Source organism: Janthinobacterium aquaticum (genome assembly GCF_009208565.1).
Lineage (GTDB): Bacteria > Pseudomonadota > Gammaproteobacteria > Burkholderiales > Burkholderiaceae_D > Janthinobacterium.
This window is the reverse complement of the sequence record NZ_WFLK01000005.1, coordinates 179,363-197,330: the sequence shown is the minus strand read 5'-3', so window position 1 is coordinate 197,330 and position 17,968 is coordinate 179,363. Positions and strand designations below refer to the sequence as shown.

Genomic DNA, 17,968 nt, shown 5'->3' with positions numbered 1-17,968 from the left:
AATGGGCCGATGGCATTGCTGCCATCGGCCCCGGTGAGTCGGCGCGGGAGGATTACAGGCCCAGCGCCGTCTTCAGCAGTTCAAACACTTTGGTGTTATCCATGGTGCCCTTGAAGGCTTTCGAGCCGGCGCCGGTCGACAACAGCTTGACGTCGCCGCCGCCATGCGTTTCGCTGGCCAGGCGCACGCCTGTTTCCTGCAGGTAGTTGTCGGCCTGGGCCTGCACGCTGCTGATGTCGGCGCGCATGTCAGGACGGTTCGGGCCATTGCCGAATACCAGCGTGGTATAGGTCTTGCCATCGGCGTCCTTGGCCGGCAGGCCGTCGCGATAGCCTTTGCTGATATCGAGAATCGGATTGCCCAGCTTGGAGTAGCCGTTAATCGCCATCGTATGGTCATGGTCAGCCGTGACCACGATCAGCGTGTTGGCCAGGGTCGGATCGGTTTCCTTGACCTTGTCGATGGCGGCCTTGATGGCGTCGTCAAAGGCAATCGTGTCGGCCAGCGCGCGCTTGGCGTTGATGCCGTGCAGCGCATGGTCGATACGGCCACCTTCGACCATCAGGAAGTAGCCGTTGGTGTTGGCCGACAGCATGGCCATGGCCTTGAGCGTCATGTCCGTCAGGCTCGGCTGGGTCGCGCCTTCACCGGTGGGCGTGGCGGCGGTGCGGTCCAGTTCATATTCCAGGTGGCTGCGCGTGCTGTACAGGCCGATGAATTTCTTGTTGTTCGGCGCGGCAGCCATCTCGGCCTTGGTGGCGGCCACCGTATAGCCTTTGGCAGCAAATTCGTTCAGCAGGTTGCGGCCATCGGCGCGGCCATTGCGGTTGCTGGTCGACCATGGCGTGAAGTGGTTGCGCCCGCCACCCATCAGCACATCGACGCCATCGCCCAGTGCCGTGTTGTAACCGGTGCCGCCGGGCACGGTTTGCGCGGCAATTGCGTATTGTGCATTGCGGTTGCAGATATGCGAGAAGGTGGTCGCTGGCGTGGCGTGCGTCAGTTCGGTGGTGGTAATGGCGCCCACGGCCTTGCCTTTGGCCTTGGCCAGTTCCAGGATGGTGGTGGCGCTCTTGCCGCCGGCCGGGCAGTTGTCCACGCCCAGGTTGCCGTTGGCGTCGCGGCCCGGTTCCTTGGCGATGGTCTCCTGCGCCATCGAGATGACTTCGTTGTTCATCTTGACGCCGGTCATGTAGGCGGCCATCGATGGCGCGCTGTCGGTCGTTTGTGCATCGTTGGCAAACGTCTTGATGCGCGCCGTGCGTTCGAGCTTGTCCATGTTCAGGCTGCCCGCTTCGCCGTATTTGTAGATGCGTGCAGCGGTCACGACCGACGGGCCCATGCCGTCGCCGAGGAAGAAGATAACGTTCTTGGCGTCGGCAGCCTGGGCGTTGGCCACGCTGGCGGCCACCAGTGCGCCCAGCAGGGACAGTTTCAGTGCGGATTTCATTGGAGCGGGTTTCAGTGAAGATTTCATGTGCGTATCCAGTTCGTATGTCAGTTACAGGCCGCCGGCGGTCTTGACCAGGCCAAAGACCTTGGTGTTGTCGATGGTGCCCAGGAAGGTGTCGGCGCCCATGCCGATGGCGCCCAGGAACACGTCGGTGCCACCGTGGGTTTCGCCGCCGACGCCCATGCGGATCACCGCTTCCTGGTGGAAATCGTTGGCGCTGGTGTTGGTCTCGGTCAGGCTGGCCATGGCGGCGCGGCTCGACTGGATGCGTTTTTCGCCATTGCCGAAGGCGATGATCGGATACGGTGCGCCGTCCAGGTCTTTTTCAACTGCGCCGGTCACGTAGTTTTTCACCACGCCCAACACGCCAGGGTTGGTGGCGGTGGTCTTGCCGGTACGCTTGGCGTAGCCGTTCAGCACCAGCGTGTGGTCATGGTCGGCAGTGACCACGATCAGGGTGTTTTTCAAATCCGGATCGGTCAGCTTGGCCTTGTCGATGGCAGCCTTGATGGCGGTGTCGAAGGCTACCGTGTCCTGCAGCGCTTTCTTGGCGGTGGTTTCATGCAGCGCATGGTCGATGCGTCCGCCTTCGACCATCAGGAAGTAGCCCTTCTTGTTCTTGGCCAGCACGTCCATCGCCTTGGTGGTCATTTCTGCCAGGCTTGGTTCCTTGGCCGCATCGCGGTCCAGGTCGTAGCTCATGTGGCTCGACGTAAAGACGCCAAACAGGCGGTCGGTCTTGGCAGCGTCAACGGCCTTGAAGTCGGCGCCGGTGTTGGCGATGGTGTAGCTCTTGGCTTTCAGTTCGGCCACCAGGTCGCGGTTGTCCGAGCGCTTGCCGCCGTTCTTGAACGGGGTAAAGAACTGTGCACCGCCGCCCAGTACCACTTCCAGGCCATTGGTGCCCAGCGCGCTGTTATAGCCGGTGCCGCCTGGCACCAGCGCTGCAGCGATATCGTTTTCCAGGTCGCGGTGGCAGATATGCGAGTACGTTGCGGCAGGCGTGGCGTGGGTGACGCGCGCGGTGCTGACCACGCCCGCCGAGTAGCCCTTGGCCTTGGCCATTTCCAGCAGGGTAGTGGCCGGCGTGCCGTTACCGGTGCCGCAGTTGTTGGCCAGCTTGTTGCCGTTGGCGTCGTTGATCGGGTCTTTGGCGACCGTATTGGCCGACATCGAGATCACTTCATTGTTCATCTTCACGCCCGTCATGTAGGCGGCCATCGACGGTGCGCTGTCGGTCACCTGCGCGTCGCCCGAGAACGTTTTGACAAACGCCATTTCCGGCAGCGTGTCCATGGTCAGCGAACCTTCTTCGCCCACCGAATAGATGCGCGCCGCAGTCATGGTGGTCAGGCCCATGCCGTCGCCGAGGAAGAAAATCACGTTTTTTGGCGGCGTTGCAACGGCCACGTCGTCGTTGTTGCTGCTGCCGCAGGCGGCCAGCATCATGGAAATGGCGACGCTGCAGCCAGCGACGGAAAGTTTTCTGCGAGTCATGTGGTTCATCCGGCTAGTGTTGAAAGCTAGCAAGATAACGGTGGATTATTACAGGGTCGTGACGAACTGACATGTTTTGAAACATTGCGAAACATTGGAAAGGTAAGGTCTGATTGATTGCGGCGAATCAAGCAACAAACCATTGCACTTTGAATGGTTTTTCTTCCGGAAAAAGCAACGTAAGATGGCTTTATCCTGACCACTTTGAAAGACCTTCATCATGTTCAAGCCCTCATGGCTGTTTGCTTTTCTGCTCGGTGCCGGTGCTGTCCAGGCGGCTCCCTTGCAGCTCGATGTGTTCAATCCGGGCGAGGCCGCGATTTTTCCCGTCGCCTCGGTGCTGGTGACCGGCCAGCACGATGCCGTGCTGATCGATGCGCAGTTTGCCCGTGCCGATGCGCAAAAGCTGGTAGAGAAAATCCGTGCCAGCGGCAAGCAGCTGCGTACCATCTATATCAGCCATAGCGACCCGGACTTCTATTTTGGGCTCGAGGTGCTCAAGGCGGCGTTTCCCAAGGCAGAAATCGTGGCCACGGCCGAGACGGTGGCGGCCATACGCGCCAACAAGGACGCCAAGCTGGCCTACTGGGGGCCGATCCTGAAAGCCAATGCGCCGGCCAGCCTGATCGTGCCCGATGTCTTGACAGGCAAGCGCATGACGCTCGAAGGCCAGACGCTGGAAATATCGGGCCCGACACCGGAACGCACCTATGTGTGGATTCCATCGATCAAGGCGGTGGCCGGCGGCGTGGTGCTGTCGAACCATATGCATGTATGGATGGCCGATACGCAAAGTGCGCAGTCGCGCCGGGACTGGATCACCACGCTCGATGGCATCGCCGCGTTGAAACCGGTCACCGTCGTGCCGGGCCACTTCAAGCCCGGTTCCAGCTATACGCCCGACAGCATCGGCTTTACCCGCAACTATGTGCAGACGTTTGAGGCCGAAGCGGCCAAAGCGGCCGATTCGGCAGCCTTGATTGCTGCCATGCAGCGCCACTATCCGGCCCTGCCGGTCGATGACGACCTCAAGCTCAGCGCCAAAGTGGCCAAGGGCGAAATACAGTGGTAAGCCGCTGAAACAACGTTGCAATTTCAAGGAGACGGCCATGGCCGAAGCAGTCCTGCATTATATTTACGATCCCCTGTGCGGCTGGTGCTACGGCGCCGCGCCGCTGGTCGAGGCGGCGCGCAGCGTGCCTGGCTTGCGCCTGGCGCTGCATGGCGGCGGCATGATGAGTGGCAATAACCGCCGCCCGATCACGCCTGACTGGCGCAACTATGTGCTGCCACACGACGCGCGCATCGCGCAAATGACCGGCCAGCCGTTTGGCGATGGCTACCGCGACGGCCTGTTGAACGATCTGGGCGCCATGCTTGATTCTTCGCCGCCGATTACCGCCATCCTGGCCGCCGAAGCTGTCGAAGGGCAGGGCGCCACCATGCTTCATGCCGTGCAGCATGCACATTATGTCGATGGCCTGCGCATTGCCGAGTTGCCAGTGTTGCTGGCGCTGGCGCAGCAGCTGGGACTCGACGGCGCCGCCTTCGAGGCGCGCTATGCCGAACTGGCAGGCGAGGCCACGGCGCGCCATATTGCCGACAGCCGGGCGCTGCTGGTGCAGGTACGCGGCCAGGGTTTTCCCACCTTTGTACTGGACGATGGTTCACGCCAACTCAGGCAGATCGATGCCGGAAGCTATCTGGGCCAGCCCGGCAAACTGGTGGCCATGCTGGGCAGCAGATGTGATGCGTCAGGCTGTTCATTGTAATTATCTATTGATTCGATAAAATCAATTATCTTTTCCTTTTTTGCTTGACTGGTTAAACTGAACTCATCAGTCAACAACGAAGGAAAAGCATCATGAGCCAGCCGCCAATTACCACCGCTTCGGGCATCCCCGTCGCTGACAACCAGAATTCCCTGAGCGCCGGTCCACGCGGCCCCTTGTTGCTGCAGGATTTTCACCTGATCGAAAAGCTCCAGCATTTCAACCGCGAGCGTATTCCCGAGCGCGTGGTCCATGCCAAGGGTTCGGGCGCGTATGGCACTTTTACCGTTACCCATGATATTTCGCGCTACACCAAGGCAAAACTGTTTGCCGAAGTGGGCAAGCAGACGGCGACGTTTGCGCGCTTTTCCACCGTCGGCGGCGAGCGCGGCAGTGCCGACACCGAGCGCGATCCACGCGGTTTCGCCCTGCGCTTCTATACCGAAGAAGGCAACTGGGACCTGGTCGGTAACAATACGCCGATGTTCTTTATCAAGGATCCGATCAAGTTTCCGGACTTTATCCATACGCAAAAGCGCAATCCGCAAAGCAACCTGAAATCGGCCGAGATGATGTTTGATTTCTGGAGCCATGCGCCGGAAAGCCTGCACCAGGTCACCATGCTGTTTTCCGACCGCGGCACGCCGGACGGCTACCGCCATATGGACGGCTTCGGCAGCCACACCTACAGCCTGATCAATGCCGAAGGCCAGCGCGTGTATGTGAAATGGCACTTCAAGACGCGCCAGGGCATCAAGAACCTGAGCGCCGAAGAAGCGGGCCGCCTGGCCGGCAGCGACCCCGATTACTCCCAGCGCGACCTGTTTGGCGCCATCGAACGCGGCGAGTTTCCACAGTGGGAGGTCAAGCTGCAGGTGGCGACCGAAGAGCAGCTCGACGCCTGGAGCACGCGTACCGGCTGGAATCCGTTCGACCTGACCAAGGTCTGGCCGCATGGCGATTTTCCGCTGCTGCCAGTCGGCGTTTTCGAACTGAACCGCAACCCGGACAACTACCACGCCGAAGTCGAGCAGGCCGCGTTTTCACCGGCCAACGCGGTACCCGGTATCGGCTATTCGCCCGACAAGATGCTGCAGGGGCGCCTGTTTGCCTACCATGACGCGCAGCTCTATCGCGTCGGCACCAACCACCAGCATCTGCCGGTCAATGCCGCACGCTGCCCGTTCCACAACCAGCAGCGCGACGGCAGCATGGCGATCAACAACGGCGGCGCGGCGCGCAACTATGCCAATGTAGTGGCCAGCGGCACGGCGCCAGGCGGCATGGGTCATGGCGAGCAGGGCCTGGCACTGCACGGCGACGCCGGCCGCTTTGACGGGCGCGGCGCAGAGGACGATTACACGCAGGCCGGTAATCTGTTCCGCCTGCTGACGCCGGTGGGCAAGCAGAACCTGTTCGATAACCTGGCCGGTCCGCTGAGTCAGGTGCGTGTGGAAACGTTGCAACGCCAGCTCGCGCATTTCGACCGTGCCGATTCCGCCTACGGCGACGGTGTACGCGCCGCCCTGCAGGCGCGCGGCGTGCAGCTGTAAGGTGCCAATCCCGGCTGCTTGCAACGGCCGGGATTGATGCTGCGCAAGCATCAGTTTGATAATAAATATTGCTGTGTGGACATATTTTGCTTTCCTGCGTAGACTCGATGATCTGAGATTGCGCTGCCAGCCTGGCGGCATCCTGAACCGGAAAGTGCTGCAACATGAATATGGCAAAGTTGAACGTGCATGGCGATGACACGACGCTCAGGTCCATCCTGGACGTCCTGCCGACCGAGCCCGAACGCCAGTGGCGCAAGGGTGAGCCGAAGGAGGCCGGCCGCGTCTATCTCGATTCCGGTTTCGAGGTCCTGATTGCCCAGGCGGCGCAGGCGCAGACGCTGTCCTCGCGCATGCGCAGCTACCTGGCCGAATGCGATTCGCGCGGCGTGTCTTTCAGCATGCCGCGCATCGTGGCCGAACTGCAATTTGAATTGCAGGGCGATGCACAGCAGGCCGCCTCGCTCGATCTGTCGCTGGCCGATCTGGGCGTGCTTGGCGAGATGGGCATCAGCCTGAGCGTGGCGGTGCGCGAGGGCGGCGCGTCCGCTCCTATCTCTGCCTGATCTTAATGCCGTTACGTTAGCGTCTCAGGGCCACAAGCACACCAGTAAAGGTTGGCAATATTCCAGACGCCAGCACAGGCGCGCCGCTTGGCGCGCCATTTTTTCGCCTTACTACTTTCAATGCCTGAAAAAGCTTCACTTAGCTGCATTTATTGCCACCTAGCCCTAATGCGGCTAAGTTAAGGAAAAATCTTGGCAAACTAAGTAGGTCGGATTAGCCGAGCCGCGCAGGCCGCGTAGCGGCGTAATCCGACAATATCAGCTGCCAATTGTCGGATTACGCTACGCTAATCCGACCTACCGTCCTCTTAACTTAGCGGCATTTATTGCCATCTGACCCGCCTTATGGTTCGCTGATACTGACGGCCACCATATTGTCATCAGGCTTGCGGTCAATCAGCTTGTTGTCCGGATCGATACCGGCCCTGGCCGGACGTGCCTTGACCTGCACCACATAGCTGCCCTGTTTTGCCGTCATGCGCAGTCGTTCGCGCAGCAGCGGCTGGCCATTCCTGTCATCGACCCCAATCTCGATCAGATCGTCGAGCGGCACTTCGCGCTCTTGCCCCTGTTCCCCCGCGTTGAGCTTGCTGGCCTGCACATTGATGGTCACTTCATAGCGTCCGTCGGGCAGCTTGCGCGCCTTGGCCGATAAAGCGCGGTTATCGAACAGCACGATTTTTTCAAACAGGTCGTCGATCAGATAGGCCTGCGCCGGCGGCGTGACCTTGCGCAAACCGTCGATCAGGGCCGTCACGCTGGCGTATGGCGGTACTTTGCCGCCATGCGTTTGCAGCAGCTCGCGCAATACGCCGTTGACCTTGTCTTCGCCGATGATGTCCTGCAGCAGATACATGGCCAGGCTGCCCTTCTGGTAATGGATATAAGACTGGTTTTCATCGTCGGCCAGCGGCATTTCCTTCTTGATTTCGCTGCTGCGTCCGCGCAGATAGCCGTTCAGGTCGTGGCGCAGGAAGCGGCGCATCTTGTCTGCTCCCATGGTTTTTTTCATCACCATCAGCGCCGAGTATTCGGCCAGTGTTTCGCTCAGCACGGTGGCGCCGCGCGTATTGCCGCCGATCAGTTGGTGCGCCCACCACTGGTGCGCCACCTCATGGGCGGTGATATAAAAGGGATAGTCGAGATCCTTGGGATTTTTTTCGTCGACTTTGGCAATAAAGCCCAGGCCTTCCGAAAATGGAATGGTGCCGGGGAACGACTGCGCCTGGCTGGTGTAGCGCGGGAACTCGACGATGCGCACCATTTTGTGCTGGTAGGGGCCGAAGTTGCTGGTGTAATAGTCGAGCGCCTCGCGGGTGCCGCGCACGAAGCGGTCGAGGTTGACTTCGTGTCCGCGCTGGTAGTACACATCGATTGCCACGTCGTGCCAGCGCTCATGGCGCACGGCATAGCGGGCTGACTGGATGGAATAGAAATTGAGTATCGGCTGCTCCATCTTGTAATGGAAATAATGGCGGCCATCGGCGACCCAGTCATTGTCGAGCGTGCCCGGTGCAATGGCCGTCTGGCCGTCGACGGTGCTGACGGTGGCCTCGAAGCTGATGAGATCGGCGTCGTTGCTGATGTAGTTGTTGGCCAGCCCGCGCGCATCGTCGCGCGCCAGCGCCCGTTCCTTCTGTGGCAGGCCGTGTTTCTTGCGGTCGCGCGGGTCCTGCAGTTCCAGCCGTTGCTGGTAGCCGATATGCGGCAGCACGGCATTGGTAAAGAAGGTGCCGTTGGCCACCACCGGCGTTTCCTGGCCCAGGCCGAAAATGCCGCGCGGCGCGTAGTCGACATCGAAATCCATGCCCAGCGTGGCGCCCGGGGCCAGCGGCGTTTCCAGGCGATAGCTGTAAAAGCCCAGGCGGGTATCGTCGAGGCCCGGATGGACGCGCGTATCGAAACGCAGGCGCATGCGCGAGGTCGGATCCTGCTGCACCAGGATCAGGCTGAGCGGCGCACTGGTTCTGTTTTGCAGCAGATAGCGTCCCTTGACGACCAGCTTGCGCTGCGCCGGATGGATCGCCACGTCGAGCCTGACGTCGGCAATGCGCGGCTGCGGCGTGGCCGCATAGTGCTGGTACTGGCGCTCCATGCTGGCCAGGTCGGCGTCGCGCGCATAAGCCGATTTGGTGTCGTTGGCGATATGAAAGGTGTAGAACAGCACGCCGCCAGCGCCCAGCCAGATGGCCAGTCCCACGCCAAAGCTGGCCAGCACCGGCTGGCTCAAGCCGTGGCGCGCCAGGCGCAGCCGGATACGCCAGCTGTCCTGCGCGCCACGTGGCCAGAGCAGCAGCGCCAGCACCGTCAGCATCAGCGCCGCGCCGCTCCAGTACAGCAGATACCAGCGTTCGCGCAGCAGGTAGTGGCCGGCGCCATTCATGGCCGAGTAGAGAAACTGCGGCGTATTGCCGTACAACAGTAGCGGGTCGCCCAGCCCCAGCGCCGGGAAGGCAATGCTGGCCAGGTAATACAAAATAGTGGCGAAATAGGCCAGGTATTTCTGGTTGAGCACGACCTGCAGGAAAATCGCCAGTACTGCGGTCAGTGCATAGCCGGGCAAGTGCGTCAGGAACAGCGACTCGAGATACAGGCCAGGCTCCAACCGGTAATAGCCCATGGCCACCTGGATCGACATGCCACACAGCATGATGACCAGGCTCAGTAGCGCTTGCAGGCCGATCAGCGCAAACAGCTTCGACAGCAGCGGCAGCCAGTTTGGCACGGGCAGGGCGTCGAGCATCAGCTGCAAGCCGCTTTCGCGTTCACGCCACACCAGTTCGCCCGCATAGAAAGCGGTGATCACCAGCATGAACAGCCCGAACGAGTCGCTGACCATTTCCAGCACCTGCGGCGTGACCGGATAGGTGTTGGTGCCAAACAGCGAGCCCAGGTCGAGCGCGCCGGCATACATGGTCAGCACGCCGGCCAGCACGATCACTGCAAAGTAAATATTCTTGGCGGTTTCACGCAGGTTCAGCCAGCTCATCTTGAGCAGCAGAAAGGCCAGGCTGCGCTGCTGGAAGTCGGGCGCCTGCGTAGTAGACTGCGCGGTGCTGCTCAGACGCTGCACTGGCGTCCCTTCACCCTGGCGCTTGGCGGCGCCGAGGTCGGCGGTGGCCAGGAACTGGAAGCGCCAGTAGCCGAGCAGCAAGGCCACCAGCGCAAAGCCGGACCAGATGGCGCGGTTAAGCAGGTAGACGCCTTCCAGCAGCACCAGTTCGCTGTTGCGCTCGGCATTGGTCCAGTATTCGGTCAGGCGGATCACGGCGGTGGTGCCGAACGGATCGATCAGTGCGGCCAGCGTTTTATAGTCGAGGTCGCGCGCCAGCGAGGGCGCCACCAGGTAGCCGATCAGCATCACTACCGAGCTGATGTAGACCGGCAGCATGCGCCGCGTCAGCGCGGCAATCACAAAGAAGATGGCACCAAAAATAAACAGGTTGGGCAGCAGGGTAAAAAGATAAGGCAGCAGGTAGGCCAGCGCCATGTGCGGCCCCAGCCGTTCCGGATCGATGCCGGGCAGCCAGGCGCCCAGCCAGGCGCCCAGCGGTATGCTGGCAAACACCACCGCCAGCACGAACGCGGCGCCGAGGAAGCGGCCAAACACATAGTCATGCTTGTGTATCGGCGCGCTGAAGAAGAAATGCTGCATGCGGTGTTCGAAATCCTGCTGCACCGAGCGGCCCATCATGGCGGCGACCACCACCACGCCAAAGCAGCCGAGAAAACTGCAGGTCAGCGCCACCGAGCGCGGCGCATTGATCAGCGACTTGCCACCGAAACTGATGGTGGCTTCCTTGAAGACGCCGCCGACGGCAGCCATCCACAACATGGCCAGCGCCAGGAACATGGCGAAATACACCCAGGTCGACAGCAGCTTGAGACGCTGTCTGGCTTCAAACGCTGCGATGGCAAACATGGGCTGGCCTTAATCGCAGGTCGGGGCCACGCGGTGGCGCCCGGCAATGGTGGCGAAATACAGGTCCTCCAGGTCGCCGATGGCCTCTTCGAAACCGTCGCCTGGATCGTTGTCGCTGTAGACATGGATCAGCGTGCGGCCCGACAGCAGGCGCGTGGAAATGACGGCATGGCGCTGCTGGAACGCCGGCAAGTCTTTCTTGTCGACAAAGCGCGCCCAGATCTTGTAGCTGACTTCATCGATCAGGTCCTGGGTCCTGCCGCACAGCAGCAGATGGCCCTTGTTGATAATGGCCATGTTGGCGCACAGGTCGGCCACGTCCGACACGATATGGGTCGACAGGATCACGGTCTTGTCTTCGCCGATGTCCGACAAGAGATTGTGGAAGCGCACGCGTTCCTGCGGGTCGAGTCCGGCCGTGGGCTCGTCGACGATAATCAGTTTCGGGTCGCCCAGCAGTGCCTGGGCAATCCCGAAGCGCTGGCGCATGCCGCCCGAAAAGCCGCCCAGGCGCTGGTGGCGCACGTCGAACAGATTGGTTTGCTGCAGCAGGCCGTCGACCACTTCGCGCCGCCGGGCGCGGTTCGACAGGCCTTTCAACATGGCAAAATGGTCGAGCAGTTCGTAGGCCGTCACCTTCGGATACAGGCCGAAGTCCTGCGGCAGGTAGCCGAGCAGGCGGCGCACCTCGTCCTTGTCATCGAGCACATCATAGTCGCCAAAGAAGACCGAGCCGGCGTCGCATTCCTGCAAGGTGGCCAGCGTGCGCATCAGGGTCGACTTGCCGGCGCCGTTGGGGCCGAGCAGGCCGAACATGCCTGGCGGGATCGTCAGCGAAATATCGTCGAGCGCCACCACGCCATTGGCGTAGGTTTTCGACAAGTTGCGAATTTGCAATTCCATACCACTCCTTGCTGATGCTGGGCAGCCCGGCGCCGCGCAGGCGCATCAGGGGTTTCATATGGTGGCATTGTAGTGAATTTGAGACATACTGGGCAGTTGCATGCGATAGCCGGCATGTTTGCGTGCCCAGAGTGCAGCCTGCGCGGGCGGATGGCGGCCGCGCGGGCCGTCATCCTAGCAGAATCAGTTGCGAAACAGCACCGCTTCGCGCGTAAACCACCAGCGGCACAGCAGCAGCAGGGCGCCGGCAATGATGCTGCTCGACGCCATGATCACGCCGAACATGCGGTAATCCATGGTGCCCTTGACCAGTTCCTTCATGGCCAGCGAGACGTTGGTCAGCGGCACCATCGACCACAGCCAGTTCAGTTCGACACCAGGCAAGATCGCCACCAGCGTCGGCAGGATCACCAGTAGCATCAGCGGCGTAATCATGCCGGCCGCCTCTTTGTAGCTCTTTGCGTAGATCGAGATCGACAGCAGCAGTGAAGCAAAGATGGCGGCCGTCGGCACCAGCATCAGCGTGACCATGGCCAGGTCGGGCAGGCCGATGCTGCGCACCAGCACCGCCATCACGCCGTCAAGCGAGCTGCCGAACACCACCAGCAAGGTGGCCATGCTGCCCACCATCAGCACGGCTGACGTGAGGCCGACCGTAAACAGCACCAGGAATTTGGCCAGCACGATGGTGCCGCGCGGTACCGGCGCCAGCAGCAGCGTTTCCAGCGTGCCACGCTCCTTTTCACCGGCGCCCATGTCGATGGCCGGATACATGGCCGCCGTCAGGCACACCATCAGCAAAATATACGGCAGCAGGCCGCCGATGGCCGCGCCCATTTGCTCGCGTTCGTTGGCGGTCGATTTTTTCTCCAGCACCACCGGATTGAGCGCGAACGCCAGCTGGCCGGCGTTCAGGTTCAGCGCAGACAGGGCGTTTTCGCGCAGCACGCCGTTATAGCCTTCGACGATTTCGCGCACGCGCTGGTGCGTGAGGTCGACCGTGCTGGCGCTGTTGTAATGGAGCTCGATATGCGCCTGTTTGTGCTGCTGTAGGGTTTGCTCGAAATCAGGCGCCACGATTACCGCAAATTTGATGCGCTCGTCGCTGATGGCCTGCCGGATCTCGCCTTCGGACGCCAGCGGCACTTCGCGCAGATTGGCCTGCGCGCTGAAGCGTTCGGCCAGGCCCGGTGCATGCTGCTTGCCGATCATGGCGTAGCGCATTTCCGCCGATTTGGCGTTCTTGAACATATTGTTCGAGACATAAGCAAAGCCGCCAAAGATCAGCGGCATGGCAAAGATGGGAATCAGGATGGTAAAGATCAGCGTCTTGCGGTCGCGCGTCAGTTCCAGCAGTTCTTTCAGGTAAATTGTCCACATGCTTATATTCCCCGGTTGATCACGTCGACAAAGGCGTCGTACAGGTCGCTGCTGCCGCCAAGCATGCGCAGTTCGTCCAGCGTGCCGTTAAAAGCGGTGGTGCCATGATTGATGATGCAGACGCGGTCGCACAGTTTTTCCACTTCGTGCAGATGATGGGTGGAAAAAATCAGCGGCACGCGCAGCGCCTTGTAGCTGGCAATGAAGTCGAGCAGGATCTTGGCCGACATCACATCGAGGCCGGAAGTCGGTTCGTCCAGGATCACCACCTGCGGCTCATGCACCACGGTGCGGGCAATCGCGCATTTCTGCTTCATGCCGGTCGACAACTGGTCGGCGCGCTTGTCGCCGTATTGCTCCATTTGCAGCAGGGCAAACAGCTCGTCGCAGCGCCGCTTGAGCGCCTCCGGCGTCATGCCGTGCAGGCGGCCGAAGTATTCGACGTTTTCACGGGCCGTCAGGCGGCCGTACAATCCGGTCGAGCCGGACAAAAAGCCGATGCTCTGGCGCGCCACCAGCGGCTGCTGCAGCACATCGACGCCATTGACCAGCGCGCTGCCGCCGTCGGCCTGCAGTGCGGTCGACAGCAGGCGCAAGGTGGTAGTCTTGCCGGCGCCATTGGGGCCGAGCAGGCCCAGCACTTCGCCCGGCGCGCAGCTGAAACTGACATCGCGCACGGCATGGAACCAGCCGTCGTGTTCACGCGGATCGGTGCTGGCCGGAGCCTTGCCACGATGCTTGGGCATGCGGAAACGTTTCGCCAGATGCTTGACCTCTATCATATGCTCGTCCATTCTTATAGGATGCTCAGAGTAACATGTAAAAAATGTAACTTGCAAGGTGGAAATATTGAACAGGCTATTGAAAAAGGCAGCATCTTCATGCACGCTGACAAGCTGCTATGGGGGAGGCGTGCAATGAGAAGCATCGATCAGGAGACGCAGGACAAGGTCATGGCCGTCGGGCGTGCTGGCATGACCAGCCCCGAAGCCATCGGTTTTTTTCGCGTCAGCCTGGGGCTGTACTATCTGGCCGGCCTGATGACGAAGGAGGAGCTCGATTTCAAGAAAATCGACGCCCAATACAATCGCTTTATCTACCATACGCTGGGCGGCGGCCACAGCATTTCCAGCCTGCTGCAATACATGAGCGGGGTCAAGGTGCTCAAGGTGCTCGAGTCGCCGCGCTTCCTGGCGGCCTTTGCCCGGCATTGCACCGATATTCCCATCGACAGTATCCACTTCCTCATTTCGCTCAACCTGGGGGTGGCAAAGAACCTTTCCGGCCTGGACGCCGTCGGCCCGGTGGTCGACTGGATCGAAAAGGAAAAAGCCCGCATAAATCAACAAAACCCGCAATAAAGCCGTTTCGTCCTGTTAGCGGCGCGGGTACGCCTGGCAGTGATCGTCCTATAATTATGTTTTTTCCCTACAAGACGAGCTACGATGACAGCGCACCGCTACCTTCCCACCCTGGATCGTTTGATTGTTGATGCCGACAAGGCGCTGCGCGTGATCGCCGGCGTTGCCCATGCTTCGCGCCCGACGCCGGCAGTCCAGGCGGCCGATGCCACCCTGAGCGCGGCCGAGCAGCGCCATAGCGCCGGCCTGATGCGTGTCAATCATGTGGGGGAAGTGTGCGCGCAGGCGCTGTACAACTCGCAGGCGCGCCATGCGCACAGCCCGGCCATCCGCGCGCAGTTTGACGAAGCCGGTCGTGACGAGGAAGATCACCTGGCCTGGACCGCGCAGCGCGTCAATGAACTCGGTTCGCGTTTGAGCTTGCTCAACCCGCTGTGGTACGCCGGCGCCTTTGCGCTCGGTACGCTGGCCGCGCGCGTGGGCGATGGCCAGAGCCTGGGGTTTGTGGTGGAAACGGAGCGCCAGGTCGAGGCGCACCTGGCCAGCCATCTGGTGGACCTGCCGCCGCAGGACGCCAAGTCGCGCGCCATCGTGCGCCAGATGCAGATCGATGAAATCGAACACGGCGCCGCCGCCCAACGCCTGGGCGCCATCGACACTCCGGCGCCGGTGCGCGCGCTGATGGGGCTGATGGGCAAGGTGATGACCAAAACCGCGTATTACATATAATACGTAGGTCGGATTAGGCCCTTTGGGCCGTAATCCGACAACATGGTTGGCGCCAGTGGTGTTGTCGGATTACGCGGGGCTGTGCCCCGCTAATCCGACCTACCCTTAAAATTTACTCTTCGATAATTTCAAACGAGTGGGTAATCTCCGCCGTCTTGGCCAGCATGATCGATGCTGAGCAATACTTGTCGTGCGACAGCGCCACGGCGCGCTCGACTACGGTGGCTTTGAGGTCCTTGCCGCGCACGGTAAAGTGAAAGTGAATCTTGGTAAAGACTTTCGGGTCGGTCTCGGCGCGGTCCGCCTTGAGCGTGACTTCGCAGCCCTTGACGTCGGCGCGGCCGCGTTTGAGGATCAGCACCACGTCGTACGCAGTACAGCCTCCGGTGCCCAACAGCACCATTTCCATCGGACGCGGGGCCAGATTGTGACCGCCGCCTTCCGGTGCGCCATCCATATTGACCATATGGCCGGAGCCGGTTTCTGCCCGAAAACTCATGCCCGACGGGCCATTCCAGCTGACTTTGCATTCCATCGTACTTCTCCGAAAATAAATAGGCGTTCCATATTGTAATGTAAGCGGGTCGCGATTGTGGCTTGACCGCTTGGTGCGAAGTCGCTTATACTTGTCGGCTTTCCGTTCGCTCAGGAAAAGTATACAAGGCAGTGTCCGCATGTTGTACAAGGCGGAACCACCATTTGAGCGTGTAATCTATTAGGAAGTCAACATGAAAACATTTTCCGCTAAAGGACATGAAGTCCAGCGCGATTGGTTCGTGGTTGACGCGACGGACAAAGTCCTCGGACGTGTTGCCAGCGAAGTGGCACTCCGACTGCGCGGCAAACACAAACCGGAATTTACTCCTCACGTCGATACGGGCGATTTCATCGTCGTCATCAACGCAGGCAAACTGCGCGTGACCGGTACCAAAGCTACCAACAAGATCTACTACCGTCACTCGGGCTATCCAGGCGGCATCTACGAAACCAACTTCCAGAAAATGCAACAGCGTTTTCCAGGTCGCGCGCTTGAGAAAGCGGTCAAAGGCATGCTGCCTAAAGGCCCACTCGGCTACGCAATGATCAAGAAGCTGAAAGTGTACGCTGAAGGTTCGCACCCGCACGCTGCCCAGCAACCTAAAGCACTCGAAATCTAAGGAACTGACATGATCGGTAACTACAATTACGGCACCGGCCGTCGCAAGAGTGCAGTAGCTCGTGTGTTCATCAAAGTTGGCACTGGCCAAATCATCGTCAATGGCAAACCAGCCGCTGAGTACTTCTCGCGCGAAACCGGTCTGATGGTCATCCGTCAACCGCTGGAACTGACCGGCAACGTCGAGCGTTTTGACATCAAAGTCAACGTTCACGGCGGCGGCGAGTCGGGCCAGGCTGGCGCCGTGCGTCACGGCATCACCCGCGCTCTGATCGACTACGATGCAGCGTTGAAACCGGAACTGGCCAAAGCCGGCTTCGTTACCCGCGATGCACGTGAAGTCGAGCGTAAAAAAGTTGGTCTGCGCAAAGCACGTCGCGCAAAACAATTCTCGAAGCGTTAATTTTCGCTGCAGCGCCCTGGTGGCGCTGTTCAAAAAGCCGCCGGCCTTTGGTCAGGCGGCTTTTTTCATTTCTGCGTGACTTGGCGTTGCGCTGTAAAATACGCGCAAAACCCATCCGGGTCAGGCGCAGCATCCTCTCTATCTATATATACACAAGGAAAAAACATGATCAAAGTTGGCATCGTCGGCGGCACTGGATACACTGGCGTGGAGCTGTTGCGCCTGCTGGCAACCCATCCCGACGTCGAGTTGACGGCGATTACCTCGCGCAAGGAAGACGGCCTGCCGGTCGCCGACATGTATCCTTCGCTGCGCGGCCATGTCAAGCTGGCGTTTTCCTCGCCCGACAAGGCCAATCTGGAGCAGTGCGACGTGGTGTTTTTTGCCACCCCGCACGGCGTGGCCATGGCGCAGGCGCCGGCCCTGCTGGCCGCTGGCGTCAAAGTGATCGACCTGGCTGCGGACTTCCGCCTGAAAGACCAGGCCAAGTTCGAACAGTGGTACAAGATCCCGCACACGGCGCCCGAGCTGATCGAGCAGGCCGTGTACGGCTTGCCGGAACTGAATCGTGAAGATATCAAAAAGGCCAGCCTGATTGCCAACCCGGGTTGCTACCCGACCACCATGCAGCTGGGCTTTTACCCACTGCTGAAAGCCGGCCTGGTCAATGCCGGCGGTCTGATTGCCGACTGCAAGTCGGGCGTGTCGGGCGCCGGCCGCAAGGCCGAGATCGGCATTTTGTTCTCGGAAGCGAGCGACAGCTTCAAGGCCTACGGCGTGGCTGGCCACCGCCACCTGCCGGAAACCACGGCCCAGCTGCAGCGCTTTAGCGACGAGAAAGTGGCGCTGACCTTTACGCCGCACCTGGTGCCGATGATCCGCGGCATGCATTCGACCCTGTACGCGCAGCTGAACAAGGATGTCAGCAACGAAGAACTGCAAGCCTTGTTTGAAGAGCAATACAAGGACGAGCCCTTTGTCGATGTGATGCCATTTGGCTCGCATCCTGAAACGCGCTCGACGCGCGGCTCGAACATGCTGCGCCTGGCGCTGCATCGTCCAGAAGGCGGCAATACCGTGATCGTGCTGGTGGTGCAGGACAATCTGGTCAAAGGCGCTTCGGGCCAGGCTGTGCAGTGCATGAATCTGATGTTTGGCCTGAAAGAAACGGCTGGCCTGCAACATATCGCGTTGCTGCCGTAAGCGGCCCGGATAACAACGCTGCGGCCCTCGTAAATCGGCCGGTCGCAGCGCGACTTGCAGCAAACGTCTA

At 60.5% G+C, this 17,968-nt stretch carries 16 protein-coding genes; 9 read left to right on the top strand and 7 right to left on the bottom strand.

The window, feature by feature from the left end; genetic code table 11:
- Positions 1–52 precede the first annotated feature (52 nt).
- Positions 53–1,450 (bottom strand): alkaline phosphatase, encoded by a 1,398-nt coding sequence (locus GCM43_RS10705; RefSeq protein WP_193315596.1) that lies wholly within the window; start codon positions 1,448–1,450, stop codon positions 53–55.
- Between the two features lie 51 nt (positions 1,451–1,501).
- Positions 1,502–2,950 (bottom strand): alkaline phosphatase, encoded by a 1,449-nt coding sequence (locus GCM43_RS10700; RefSeq protein ID WP_413770942.1) that lies wholly within the window; start codon positions 2,948–2,950, stop codon positions 1,502–1,504.
- A gap of 220 nt (positions 2,951–3,170) precedes the next feature.
- On the opposite strand from GCM43_RS10700, the gene GCM43_RS10695 reads away from it, so the two are divergent.
- From GCM43_RS10695 to GCM43_RS10680, 4 genes are all read left to right on the top strand, one after another.
- Entirely contained in the window at positions 3,171–4,022 is an 852-nt protein-coding gene (locus tag GCM43_RS10695) for an MBL fold metallo-hydrolase (RefSeq protein ID WP_152244028.1), read from the top strand.
- Positions 4,023–4,059: 37 nt separating this feature from the next.
- A complete protein-coding gene (locus GCM43_RS10690; RefSeq protein ID WP_152244026.1) occupies positions 4,060–4,722 on the top strand; it encodes a DsbA family protein in 663 nt (220 codons plus the stop codon).
- Positions 4,723–4,814: 92 nt separating this feature from the next.
- Complete coding sequence (locus GCM43_RS10685) at positions 4,815–6,275, top strand: catalase (protein WP_152244024.1); 1,461 nt, start codon at positions 4,815–4,817, stop codon at positions 6,273–6,275.
- A gap of 170 nt (positions 6,276–6,445) precedes the next feature.
- Entirely contained in the window at positions 6,446–6,841 is a 396-nt protein-coding gene (locus tag GCM43_RS10680; RefSeq protein ID WP_152244022.1) for a hypothetical protein, read from the top strand.
- A gap of 343 nt (positions 6,842–7,184) precedes the next feature.
- On the opposite strand, the gene GCM43_RS10675 is transcribed toward GCM43_RS10680, so the two are convergent.
- From GCM43_RS10675 to GCM43_RS10660, 4 genes are all read right to left on the bottom strand, one after another.
- Positions 7,185–10,763 (bottom strand): ABC transporter permease/M1 family aminopeptidase, encoded by a 3,579-nt coding sequence (locus GCM43_RS10675; protein ID WP_152244020.1) that lies wholly within the window; start codon positions 10,761–10,763, stop codon positions 7,185–7,187.
- 9 nt (positions 10,764–10,772) lie between these two features.
- The gene (locus GCM43_RS10670) at positions 10,773–11,666 is read right to left on the bottom strand and encodes an ABC transporter ATP-binding protein (RefSeq protein ID WP_152244018.1); all 894 of its coding nucleotides are present in this window, start codon (positions 11,664–11,666) and stop codon (positions 10,773–10,775) included.
- Between the two features lie 183 nt (positions 11,667–11,849).
- On the bottom strand, positions 11,850–13,046 hold the full coding sequence (locus GCM43_RS10665; protein WP_152244016.1) for an ABC transporter permease: 1,197 nt from the start codon (positions 13,044–13,046) through the stop codon (positions 11,850–11,852).
- A gap of 2 nt (positions 13,047–13,048) precedes the next feature.
- The gene (locus GCM43_RS10660) at positions 13,049–13,828 is read right to left on the bottom strand and encodes an ABC transporter ATP-binding protein (RefSeq protein ID WP_152244014.1); all 780 of its coding nucleotides are present in this window, start codon (positions 13,826–13,828) and stop codon (positions 13,049–13,051) included.
- A 135-nt stretch (positions 13,829–13,963) separates the two neighbouring features.
- On the opposite strand from GCM43_RS10660, the gene GCM43_RS10655 reads away from it, so the two are divergent.
- Entirely contained in the window at positions 13,964–14,407 is a 444-nt protein-coding gene (locus GCM43_RS10655; RefSeq protein ID WP_152244012.1) for a hypothetical protein, read from the top strand.
- Positions 14,408–14,491: 84 nt separating this feature from the next.
- Positions 14,492–15,136, top strand: coding sequence for a 2-polyprenyl-3-methyl-6-methoxy-1,4-benzoquinone monooxygenase (gene coq7, locus GCM43_RS10650; RefSeq protein ID WP_152244010.1), 645 nt, complete (start codon positions 14,492–14,494; stop codon positions 15,134–15,136).
- 112 nt (positions 15,137–15,248) lie between these two features.
- On the opposite strand, the gene GCM43_RS10645 is transcribed toward coq7, so the two are convergent.
- Positions 15,249–15,671 carry an OsmC family protein gene (locus tag GCM43_RS10645; protein ID WP_152244008.1) on the bottom strand — a complete coding sequence of 141 codons (423 nt, stop codon included), beginning with the start codon at positions 15,669–15,671 and terminating at the stop codon, positions 15,249–15,251.
- 193 nt (positions 15,672–15,864) lie between these two features.
- Between GCM43_RS10645 and rplM the strand changes: the two genes are divergently transcribed.
- The 3 genes from rplM to argC all read left to right on the top strand — a co-directional run bounded on the left by rplM (position 15,865) and on the right by argC (position 17,898).
- Complete coding sequence (gene rplM / locus GCM43_RS10640; protein ID WP_152244006.1) at positions 15,865–16,293, top strand: 50S ribosomal protein L13; 429 nt, start codon at positions 15,865–15,867, stop codon at positions 16,291–16,293.
- A gap of 9 nt (positions 16,294–16,302) precedes the next feature.
- Positions 16,303–16,695, top strand: a complete 393-nt coding sequence (gene rpsI / locus GCM43_RS10635; RefSeq protein WP_152244004.1) for a 30S ribosomal protein S9 — start codon at positions 16,303–16,305, stop codon at positions 16,693–16,695.
- A 165-nt stretch (positions 16,696–16,860) separates the two neighbouring features.
- The gene (argC, locus tag GCM43_RS10630) at positions 16,861–17,898 is read left to right on the top strand and encodes an N-acetyl-gamma-glutamyl-phosphate reductase (RefSeq protein ID WP_152244002.1); all 1,038 of its coding nucleotides are present in this window, start codon (positions 16,861–16,863) and stop codon (positions 17,896–17,898) included.
- Positions 17,899–17,968 lie beyond the last annotated feature (70 nt).

Coding starts and splice junctions, on each gene's coding strand:
- GCM43_RS10705 (WP_193315596.1), bottom strand. CDS start 1,450: ATGAAATCCGCACTGAAACTGTCCCTGCTGGGCGCACTGGTGGCCGCC.
- GCM43_RS10700 (WP_413770942.1), bottom strand. CDS start 2,950: ATGACTCGCAGAAAACTTTCCGTCGCTGGCTGCAGCGTCGCCATTTCC.
- GCM43_RS10695 (WP_152244028.1), top strand. CDS start 3,171: ATGTTCAAGCCCTCATGGCTGTTTGCTTTTCTGCTCGGTGCCGGTGCT.
- GCM43_RS10690 (WP_152244026.1), top strand. CDS start 4,060: ATGGCCGAAGCAGTCCTGCATTATATTTACGATCCCCTGTGCGGCTGG.
- GCM43_RS10685 (WP_152244024.1), top strand. CDS start 4,815: ATGAGCCAGCCGCCAATTACCACCGCTTCGGGCATCCCCGTCGCTGAC.
- GCM43_RS10680 (WP_152244022.1), top strand. CDS start 6,446: ATGGCAAAGTTGAACGTGCATGGCGATGACACGACGCTCAGGTCCATC.
- GCM43_RS10675 (WP_152244020.1), bottom strand. CDS start 10,763: ATGTTTGCCATCGCAGCGTTTGAAGCCAGACAGCGTCTCAAGCTGCTG.
- GCM43_RS10670 (WP_152244018.1), bottom strand. CDS start 11,666: ATGGAATTGCAAATTCGCAACTTGTCGAAAACCTACGCCAATGGCGTG.
- GCM43_RS10665 (WP_152244016.1), bottom strand. CDS start 13,046: ATGTGGACAATTTACCTGAAAGAACTGCTGGAACTGACGCGCGACCGC.
- GCM43_RS10660 (WP_152244014.1), bottom strand. CDS start 13,828: ATGATAGAGGTCAAGCATCTGGCGAAACGTTTCCGCATGCCCAAGCAT.
- GCM43_RS10655 (WP_152244012.1), top strand. CDS start 13,964: ATGAGAAGCATCGATCAGGAGACGCAGGACAAGGTCATGGCCGTCGGG.
- coq7 (WP_152244010.1), top strand. CDS start 14,492: ATGACAGCGCACCGCTACCTTCCCACCCTGGATCGTTTGATTGTTGAT.
- GCM43_RS10645 (WP_152244008.1), bottom strand. CDS start 15,671: ATGGAATGCAAAGTCAGCTGGAATGGCCCGTCGGGCATGAGTTTTCGG.
- rplM (WP_152244006.1), top strand. CDS start 15,865: ATGAAAACATTTTCCGCTAAAGGACATGAAGTCCAGCGCGATTGGTTC.
- rpsI (WP_152244004.1), top strand. CDS start 16,303: ATGATCGGTAACTACAATTACGGCACCGGCCGTCGCAAGAGTGCAGTA.
- argC (WP_152244002.1), top strand. CDS start 16,861: ATGATCAAAGTTGGCATCGTCGGCGGCACTGGATACACTGGCGTGGAG.